The 2,471-nt window shown below is 63.1% G+C and carries 3 protein-coding genes; all 3 read right to left on the bottom strand.

From position 1 onward, the window contains the following. Window positions 1–25: 25 nt before the first annotated feature. From tnpC to EBBID32_RS10700, 3 genes are read right to left on the bottom strand one after another with little or no spacing between them, the layout of a single operon-like run. Window positions 26–1,642 (bottom strand): IS66 family transposase, encoded by a 1,617-nt coding sequence (tnpC, locus tag EBBID32_RS10710; protein ID WP_051093326.1) that lies wholly within the window; start codon window positions 1,640–1,642, stop codon window positions 26–28. A 59-nt stretch (window positions 1,643–1,701) separates the two neighbouring features. Beyond that, a complete protein-coding gene (tnpB, locus tag EBBID32_RS10705; protein WP_037490083.1) occupies window positions 1,702–2,049 on the bottom strand; it encodes an IS66 family insertion sequence element accessory protein TnpB in 348 nt (115 codons plus the stop codon). Then, a complete protein-coding gene (locus EBBID32_RS10700; RefSeq protein ID WP_006956377.1) occupies window positions 2,046–2,375 on the bottom strand; it encodes a transposase in 330 nt (109 codons plus the stop codon). The genes tnpB and EBBID32_RS10700 overlap by 4 nt, the downstream gene beginning before the upstream one ends. Window positions 2,376–2,471: the final 96 nt, after the last annotated feature.

Genomic DNA, 2,471 nt, shown 5'->3' with positions numbered 1-2,471 from the left:
GTATGCATCCGGTGAGAACCGCGCATTAGGCCGCTTGGCGTTGATCGTCTGTGGCGCGCCAGTTCCAGGGAAGCAGTTCGTGGAGACGGCTCTGTGGGATGTCTGCGATCTGCGTGAGAACATCGGCGAGCCAGGCCTGGGGATCGATGTCGTTGAGCTTCGCCGTGCCGATGAGGCTCAGCATGAAGGCGGTGCGCTGACCTCCGCGGTCTGAACCAGCGAAGAGCCAGGATTTTCTTCCAAGTGCTATGCCTCTGAGTGCCCGTTCCGCCGCGTTGTTCGTCAGGCAGATGCGGCCATCGTCGAGGAAGGCTGCGAAGGCAGGCCATGCCTTGAGCATGTAATCCATGGCCTCGGCCACATCGCTGTTCTTTGACAGCTTTGACCGGTTGTCGCGCATCCATTCTTCCAGATCGGCAACCAGCGGCGCGCTGAGTTCCTGCCGAAGGGCGAGACGCTCCTGCGTCGATCTGCCGCTGATGGCGCGCTCGATGTCGAAGATCGCGTCGATACGGCGGACCGCCTCCACCGCCAGCGGCGAGATGACGGGTGCCTTCTTGCGGCGCTTCTTGAGCTGCGCGGCGACATCGGCCAGCTCGAAGAAATAGCGGCGCGCATGGCTCCAGCACAGGGCGCGGGTCAGTGGCGCTGGCAGTCTGTCGGCGTGGAACAGCGCATTATATCCGGCATAGGCATCGGCCTGGAGAATGCCTCTCCAACTGCGCAGATGACTCACAGGATGTTCGCCCCGCCGGTCTCGGGAATAATGGAAGATCGCTGCGGGCGGCGCGGGTCCGCCAAAAGGTCGATCATCCCGGACATAGGTCCAGATCCGGCCCGTATCGGTCTTGGTCTTGGCCAGCACTGGCACCGTCGTATCGTCGCCATGCAGTCGCTCTGCGGCCAGGACATGCGCCTCGATCAACAGATAGAGTGGCATCAGCGCAGCGGTGCAGGTGCCGACCTGGTCGGCCAGGGTCGAAAGGCTCAGTTCCACGCCCTCGCGGGCGTAGCGGTCACGCTGGCGGTTGAGCGGCTGATGCGCGCCGAACTTCTCGAACAGCAGCATCGCCAGGAAGCTGGGGCCAAATAGCCCGCGGGGCGTCACATGGAACGGCGCTGGCGGTTGGGTGATCTTCTCACAATCCCGGCAGGAGAACTTCTCCCGCACGGTCTGAACCACCTTCCACTGGCGCGGCACAACCTCAAGTGTCTCGGTGATATCCTCACCCAGCTTGCACAGCCGATCCGAGCCGCAGCAGGGGCAGGCATCGGGCGAAGCGATGACAACGCGCTCGCGTGGCAGATGTTCGGGCAAGGGCTTGCGGGCGGGCCGCTTGCGCTCGAACGGCGCGACATTGGTCTTCGCTGCCGCCAAAGCGGCCAACGCCTCGTCTTCGCTGGCAGCGGTCTCGTACTCCTCGAACGTCAGCTCCATCTGGTCGAGCAGATGGCGCGTGCGTTCGGATCGCTGACCAAAAAGGGTGCGGCGCATCTTCTCGTTTTGCAGTTGGAGAAGGGCGTTGCGGGCTTCCAGGTCCGCGTTGATCGCCTTTATGCGGGCGACTTCAGCGGCGACAGCCTGGGCTGCGGCAAGCTGCGCGCGAAGGCTCTGGATCTCTGCTTGCGCCGCGTCACCCATGCCCAAAGGCATAGCAGAAAAGCACCGAAATCTCTAGCTTTTTAGCTCTCCGGCATCGATTATCCGGCCAATGTCGGCCGCCAGGTTGCTTGCGGATTACGCCAGTCGATCGCCTCCAGCATGCAAGCCAACTGGGAGGCGGAGATGGCAATTACCCCATCTACAGCCGATGGCCAGATATACTTCCCCCGCTCCAGGCGTTTGGCATAGAGCGACATGCCAACGCCATCATGCCACAGGATCTTGCACAGGTCGCCACGGCGCCCTCGGAAGACATAGAGATCACCGGCATGGGGATCCCGCCTGAAACTCTGCTGCACCTGCAGGGCCAGGCTGCGCATGCCGCGCCGCATGTCCGTGTGCCCCGTTGCGATCCATATCCGAACGCCTGAGGGTACAGGGATCACGGCTTGACTGACCGCAGCACGGCCGACACCAACCCAGGCGAAGCGCCAGCGGGAATACGCACGACCGCCCGATCAAACTCGACGATAATCGCCGATCCCATGACCGGCACCGGGTCAGTCTGCACCTGCACCTCGGCAAAGCCCTGCGCTGCCTGACCCATCTGCCGCCGCCATCTGTAGATCTGGTTCGGCCGAAGATCAGCACGGCGGGCAATCTCCGCCACGTTCGCGCCGGGCGCCGAAACAGCCGCGACCAACTCACGCTTCTGCTGGTCGGTCCATACCCGCCGCCGCTCCGGGCCTGAAATTACCGTGATCTGACTCATCGCACCGTCCCTAGTATCGGTGCAAACACCAGCGCTTGCACCGGTGCCATCTCGAAATATCAGCCAATCACCGCAAGGCGGCCCTCACCGGAGCGA

The sequence above is a fragment of the Sphingobium indicum BiD32 genome, assembly GCF_000382885.1.
GTDB lineage: Bacteria > Pseudomonadota > Alphaproteobacteria > Sphingomonadales > Sphingomonadaceae > Sphingobium > Sphingobium japonicum_C.
Note: the sequence above shows the minus strand (reverse complement) of the source record. Positions and strands in the feature narration are given on the sequence as shown.